Genomic DNA, 6529 nt, shown 5'->3' with positions numbered 1-6529 from the left:
ATTTACTTTGTCGATTCCGTATTAAAAATTTACATTATAAATTATTTAAAAACAGTTAATTATACTTATTTATTCCTAATGCTACGCATTAGAAAATTCTTAATGCGGAATTTGGGTTAATACAGCATCGCCAATAGCGCAGTGCAAACATTTTTTAGCCTGGCAATAATTTTTATATAGTTGTATCAAAGCCTGGGTTTGCAGGGCATTTTGCGGTTTAAAGCCAGAGGATTCAAAATGTTTCACAATATGGTTTTTTTCGGGGGGCAATCCGGATAATAAATCCAGAGCCCTGTCGCAGATATGCGGCATGGATTTTTCTTTCCCGTAAACAAACATAAAAGGCACTATGGTGTTGATGATAATCAGATTCATGGCTGCCCTGCCTAAAGGCTTGGCTTTTTTAACAGACGGGATGTCAAAAAGGTAATGGGTTTCCCAATATTCGGAACAATGCACATTCATCAGTTTGTAAAAATCATCCGGAGTTTCTTTTTCGATAATTTTTGAACATAAGTTGTCTGTTTTGGAAATAAAAGAAGCAAATTGTGCAATGCGAATGGTGGGAAAATTTCCGGGGCGTATTCTTAAAAATTTCCACAAATGTTTTTCAACGGGATGGATTTTATATTTTTTTCTAAGGTATTCATATTCCTTTTTAAGGTTTGCAGGATACGCATCGGTGAAATTATCATTCAACATGCCAGCTTGTCCGAACAATAAGGCTTCAATCTGAAAAAGATGGTTTTTGTGTTTGGCAAACAACTTAAATGCCAGCGATTTAGCAAGCATTTCGAAAGGGACAGCATTGACATTAAACCCAAAATTCCCGGCCAGCAATTCGTAAATAACCTGTTCCCAGTCGTTGGTGGTTTTGCTCAAACTGGATTTAATATGCCCGGACTTATATTTTAATCTTTCAACTGCCTGGCTTTCGAGCCATGCAAATATTTTAAAAGAATCAATATTTTTTAACAGGCTCTGACAAGGTATGTTGTTTTTATTGGCCGAAAAACGTTTATAGTTTTCAAGGATGTGTTCATTCATAAAGTTCTTAAGTTCCAGGGTAGGGATGAGGTTCCCTGAAACATCGAAAATATCTCTGTCATGGTTATATACCACGTGTAAAATAATGTTCTTATAAGCTTTGTTTAAAAAATGCCTGTGCGAGTACCAGTCTGATGAATTCAGGTGAATTTCAATATTTCCTGCCCAAAGAGTTGTACCGATACGTATTTTTGCCTGTGTAAAATCAGGTCCGGCATCGTGATTGGGCAGACCGGGGTATTCAACTGAAATTGAGATGTTTTCAGTTGTGTGTAAATTAGGACAAAGGCGCTGAAACCTCCAGATGTAATGAAGCAAATCTTCGTTCATCAAAATAATAATGTATATATGGGTTGTAAAGTTTTAAGCCAATAAAATTATAAAATAAAGTTAAAAAATTTGCTTTTTAAGCGATTAATATATTAATTTTGTAGAATAATTGCAGGTGTGAAATGGACGATTTGTCAGAATTGATTTCCGGTATTGAATACAAAACACACCAATTGATTAAGCAGTTAGAAAAGGTTAAAAATGAGAATCATGAATTAAAAATTAAATTAGATATATTAACAAAAAAACAAGAGGAAAATACCAAAAGCATAAAATTTTTAGAAGAAAAAAACAAAGTATTACTTATTGTAAAATCAATTGAAGGAGAAGAAAATAAAACTAAAGCAAAACTAAAAATTAACGAACTTTTGCGGGAAGTTGAAAGATGCATTGCTTTGTTAAACAAGTGATTAAAATATACCGGGGGAACTATGAGTGATTTGTCAATATCGGTTAAAATAGCAGAAAGGATTTATAAACTAACTATTGAAAAACAGGAAGAGGAAATCGTGCGCAAAGCTGCTTTATTAATAAACGATAAAATAAGGGAATTTGCAGGAAATTATATGTTTAAAGACAAACAGGACCTGCTGGCAATGATTGCATTGCAATATACCTCAAGTGCGCTGAATTATGAGCAACTAGAATCATTTAAAAATACCAAACTGAGAGATAAATTACTTGGGATTGACAAAAAGCTTGAAATGCATCTCGAAAAGTAAACGTTCTTTGAATAAAAAAATATACCCGCATTGATTCATTAACATTGTTTGATAAACTCAACGTTATCAAATTAGGGTAATCTCTGTATTGGTAGAACAGGCTTCAGTCTGCCTATGGCAGAATTCCGCAGGGAAACCTGCGGGACGGTAGAAGTTCGAACAAAACAGGTAGCCCTATACATGTCATTTTGGAGTTTATTCTAAACTCTCTTGAATTCAGTGCGGGTTTTTCATTTAAAATAATTATAAACTAAATAAATACATACGTCATGATGACAATAATTTATATATCAATAGCAGCGGCAGGCGGAATACTACTGGGAGTGTTGTTCTCCGTACTGATTATCCGGAAATCCATTGAGAAGAAATCGGAACGCATCATCAGGGAGGCTCAGAATGAAGCTGAGGTAATTAAAAAAGACAAAATTCTTCAGGCTAAAGAAAAATACCTTCAGTTAAAATCTGAACACGAAAAGATTATCAACGAAAGGAACAATAACATCCTGAAAAGCGAAAACAGGATAAAGCAAAAAGAAGCTATCGTATCTCAAAAAATAGAAGAACTCAGCCGTAAAGAAAAAGAGCTGTCCACCATCAGGGAAAATTTAAACAACCAGTTGGATATTTTTAATAAGAAACAAGCTGAAATAGAACAAATGCAATCCAAACAAGTGGAAAAACTCGAGGTGATTGCCGGTTTGTCGGCTGCCGAAGCCAAAGCCCAGCTGATTGAAATGCTTAAAGCCAAAGCCATCAGCGAGTCGGCCAACCACGTTCGCGAAATCATCGAAGAAGCCCGTGATACCGCTCATACGGAAGCCAAAAAAATTGTAATTAAAACCATTCAACGTACGGCTGCAGAGTATGCTATCGAAAACTCAGTATCCGTTTTCAACATAGATAATGACGAAATCAAAGGGCGCATCATTGGCCGTGAAGGCAGGAATATCCGGGCGCTTGAAGCTGCCATAGGTGTGGAAATAGTTATTGACGACACACCTGATGCCATCATTATTTCCGGCTTTGACCCTGTGAGGCGCGAAATAGCCAGATTGTCGCTGCATCAGCTGGTTACTGACGGCAGAATACACCCGGCTCGTATCGAAGAAATTGTGGCAAAAACTAAAAAACAGATAGAGCAGGAAATCGTTGAGGTGGGAAAACGCACCACCATTGACCTAGGGGTTCATGGAATACATCACGAACTCATACGCCTTATAGGTAAAATGAAATACCGTTCCTCATACGGGCAGAACCTGCTGCAGCATTCCCGTGAAGTTGCCAACCTCTCTGCCGTCATGGCTTCAGAGCTGGGACTAAACCCTAAGCTGGCAAAAAGAGCCGGCTTGCTGCATGATATTGGCAAAGTGCCTGATAATGAGCCTGAATTGCCTCATGCCATATTGGGTATGAACCTGGCAGAAAAATACAAGGAAAAGCCGGAAATATGCAATGCTATAGGTTCGCACCACGAGGAAGTGGAAATGACCACGCTGATAGCTCCCATAGTGCAGGTTTGCGATGCGATATCGGGAGCACGCCCCGGTGCAAGGCGTGAAATTGTGGAGTCTTATATAAACAGGCTTAAAGACCTTGAAGAACTAGCACTCTCTTACCCCGGTGTGGTGAAAACTTATGCCATACAAGCCGGAAGAGAACTGCGCGTCATTGTTGGTGCCGAAAAAGTTACCGACAACCAGGCCAATCAGCTTGCTTTCGACATTTCAAACAAGATTCAGAATGAAATGACATATCCCGGGCAGATAAAAATAACGGTGATACGTGAAACAAGGGCCATCAGCTACGCAAAGTAGTACAGCTGACCTCCTTTGTTAAATGCCTGATATGATAATTTAAATTCCTGTTTTTTTCAGGACGATATCGAAAATGAATATTCAATATCATATAATTCGTTTGGGGATAACCAATTGCTACCTAATTTCAACGGGGAATGATTATTTGCTTATAGATACTTCAACGAAAAAAAAGTACAGCGAATTCAGAAAAAAAATCGATTGCATGAATATCAAGCTGTCGCAAATTAAATATGTTTTTCTTACCCACCATCATCTCGACCACACGGGGTTTTTAAACAGGATTTTGCTTGATAGTAATGCAGAACTAATAATTCATGCCAGCGCTGTCCCCTGGATTGAGGTAGGTAAAAACAATCCCCTTATGAAAGGGACAACATCACTTATCAGGGCGGTTATGAAATTGCAAAACAAATTGTTGCATGAAAAGATTAATGAGAGAGTAAAGATTGAAAAATCAAAAACACATATCATTACTGAGGATGCTAATTTACCCGGAACCCTTAGTTCCCCTGCAAAGATAATTTGTTTACCAGGGCATACTGCCGATTCCATAGGGTTGGTATTTGATAACGGAAATGCGTTTGTGGGGGATGCCGCAATAAATATTTTAAATTTTCTGGGATTAAAAAACATGCCCATAGTTGCTGAAAATCAACCAAAAATATGGCTTTCATGGCAAAAAATTAAAGAAAACGGAGGAAGAAAAATTTTTGTATCTCACGGAAAAAGTATTAATATTGACACGCTTTTAAACAAGATACCTCAATAATAAACTATGCCCTATATTTATGATTATCCGATGCCTGCCGTAACCGTTGACATCGTTGTTTTTAAGGTCAGCGGAAACTCACATGAAGTATTACTTATACAAAGACTGCACGACCCTTATATTGACCAATGGGCGCTCCCCGGAGGATTTGTTGAAATTGACGAAGACCTGGAAGATGCCGCCAAAAGGGAATTATATGAAGAAACAGGTATCAGCTGTGAGAAGCTTATTCAGTTGTTTACCGTTGGAACTCCCGGCAGGGATCCGCGATACCGCTCCATAAGCGTCATATACTTTGCATGGTTTAATACCCCCGATGTAAAACTTAAATTTGGCGACGATGCAAAAGCCATTAAATGGATTCATGTGGATTCATTACCCAGACTTGCTTTTGACCATAATGAAATTATAAAAAAAGCACATGAAATTATAATGAAAAAACTTGTTTAGGATTCTTACGCCACAAAATACATATAAATCAACATGGATAAACGGATTAAAAAAATTACCTCAGAAACTATTATTTATGCAATGGAAGACCCTTCCAGCCCGGAAACCACCGAATGGTTTGAAAAAGAGACACACCTGTCTTCAGAAAAAGAATATGATGAAAATAATAACCTTGTAAAATCAATTTCTTACAATCATTCAGGCGATATTAATGAGCACATTCTTTATAAATTCGATGAAAAAAATAATTGTATTGAAGAAATATGCTTTTTTGACGAAAATGAAATTGCCGAACATCATTATTTTGTTTTCGATGATAAGAATTTGTGTGCCAATGAAAAAATAGTGTATGCCGAAAGCGGCGAAAGCCATGTAACTTTTAAATATGATGAACGGGGCAATCTTTTGGAACGAAGGGTGATGAATCCGGAAGGTGAAACTGAAGAAATGGAAGTTTTTGAATATGACGGAGATAAATTAATATCAGAAAAGCTATTTGGTGAAGATAATGTTTTGGAACATGAGAATAAGTATTCCTATCATGAAAACGGGGATGTCGTTTTATATGAACATATAACAAGTGAAGAAAGAAGTTCATACACCACAGAGTATTTTTATAATCAAAAGGGTGAGCGTGAAAAAATTCTGATTTACGATGCACAGGGTCGGTTAAGGGAAAAATTGATTTATACCAGGGATGATAAAGGGAATATTCTTGAGGTCACGGAAGAGGATGTAACTTCAGTAAAAACAACTAAAATGTCCTATGATGAAAAAAATAACCCCGTGAAGCAGGAGGATTATAATAAAGAAGGAATATTGATTTTAAGCATTGAAAGAACTTTTAATGATGACGGAGTACTCACTGAAACCACAGTCTTTTCTTGCAATCCTGTTGAAGAGATTTATCAGTTGAATGCAACAAGGCATGAGTATTTGTTTTATGATGAAACTCACTATGATTAAAGAAGTCTGTCAATCCTCATGAAATTATCCCAATACATGTCTTTATTCATATTTTTATAATGAATAACATTATATCTGTATTGATAGGTTTGAATCTGGTTCAAAATAATTGTAAAAAAAACAATTAAAACTAAAATGCCTTTAATTATTTTATGTGTGATTTGATTGAGTGCTGAAGCAAGCAAAATCATAAAAAACGGCAAGTAATCGATCATCACCCTTGATGAAAAACTTCCGCCGTACCACCAGTTCCACCATGATGAAAGAATGAAAATAATTAAAACCAGAAAAATAATTCCGCTTATCCTGACTTCTGACGTTTAGTGCGGTAAAATATTCCATTTTGAAATCAGTTTCTCCAGAGGGCTTTTCATAATGCTTTTTATTGGCGACCGAAAAGTGAAATTTTCTTTCGTTAAATTATCTTG

The 6529-nt window shown here is 36.5% G+C and carries 7 protein-coding genes; 6 read left to right on the top strand and 1 reads right to left on the bottom strand.

The window, feature by feature from the left end:
• Positions 1-99 precede the first annotated feature (99 nt).
• Positions 100-1377 (bottom strand): DUF2851 family protein, encoded by a 1278-nt coding sequence (locus tag M0R16_13280; GenBank protein ID MCK9613844.1) that lies wholly within the window; start codon positions 1375-1377, stop codon positions 100-102.
• A 122-nt stretch (positions 1378-1499) separates the two neighbouring features.
• Between M0R16_13280 and M0R16_13275 the strand changes: the two genes are divergently transcribed.
• The 6 genes from M0R16_13275 to M0R16_13250 all read left to right on the top strand — a co-directional run bounded on the left by M0R16_13275 (position 1500) and on the right by M0R16_13250 (position 6101).
• Positions 1500-1787, top strand: coding sequence for a hypothetical protein (locus M0R16_13275; GenBank protein ID MCK9613843.1), 288 nt, complete (start codon positions 1500-1502; stop codon positions 1785-1787).
• Positions 1788-1808: 21 nt separating this feature from the next.
• Entirely contained in the window at positions 1809-2099 is a 291-nt protein-coding gene (locus M0R16_13270; protein ID MCK9613842.1) for a cell division protein ZapA, read from the top strand.
• 269 nt (positions 2100-2368) lie between these two features.
• Complete coding sequence (gene rny, locus M0R16_13265; protein ID MCK9613841.1) at positions 2369-3913, top strand: ribonuclease Y; 1545 nt, start codon at positions 2369-2371, stop codon at positions 3911-3913.
• 73 nt (positions 3914-3986) lie between these two features.
• Positions 3987-4685 carry an MBL fold metallo-hydrolase gene (locus tag M0R16_13260; protein ID MCK9613840.1) on the top strand — a complete coding sequence of 233 codons (699 nt, stop codon included), beginning with the start codon at positions 3987-3989 and terminating at the stop codon, positions 4683-4685.
• A 6-nt stretch (positions 4686-4691) separates the two neighbouring features.
• Positions 4692-5135: an NUDIX hydrolase gene (locus M0R16_13255; GenBank protein MCK9613839.1), complete on the top strand. Its 444-nt coding sequence runs from the start codon at positions 4692-4694 to the stop codon at positions 5133-5135.
• A gap of 33 nt (positions 5136-5168) precedes the next feature.
• The gene (locus M0R16_13250) at positions 5169-6101 is read left to right on the top strand and encodes a hypothetical protein (protein MCK9613838.1); all 933 of its coding nucleotides are present in this window, start codon (positions 5169-5171) and stop codon (positions 6099-6101) included.
• The last annotated feature ends 428 nt before the right edge of the window (positions 6102-6529 follow it).

It is taken from the genome of Bacteroidales bacterium (assembly GCA_023228145.1).
Classification (GTDB): Bacteria; Bacteroidota; Bacteroidia; order Bacteroidales; family CAIWKO01; genus CAIWKO01.
Note: the sequence above shows the minus strand (reverse complement) of the source record. Positions and strands in the feature narration are given on the sequence as shown.

Bases quoted from the DNA above. Each gene is read 5' to 3' on its own strand.
- M0R16_13280 (MCK9613844.1), bottom strand. From the start codon at position 1,377: ATGAACGAAGATTTGCTTCATTACATCTGGAGGTTTCAGCGCCTTTGT.
- M0R16_13275 (MCK9613843.1), top strand. From the start codon at position 1,500: ATGGACGATTTGTCAGAATTGATTTCCGGTATTGAATACAAAACACAC.
- M0R16_13270 (MCK9613842.1), top strand. From the start codon at position 1,809: ATGAGTGATTTGTCAATATCGGTTAAAATAGCAGAAAGGATTTATAAA.
- rny (MCK9613841.1), top strand. From the start codon at position 2,369: ATGATGACAATAATTTATATATCAATAGCAGCGGCAGGCGGAATACTA.
- M0R16_13260 (MCK9613840.1), top strand. From the start codon at position 3,987: ATGAATATTCAATATCATATAATTCGTTTGGGGATAACCAATTGCTAC.
- M0R16_13255 (MCK9613839.1), top strand. From the start codon at position 4,692: ATGCCCTATATTTATGATTATCCGATGCCTGCCGTAACCGTTGACATC.
- M0R16_13250 (MCK9613838.1), top strand. From the start codon at position 5,169: ATGGATAAACGGATTAAAAAAATTACCTCAGAAACTATTATTTATGCA.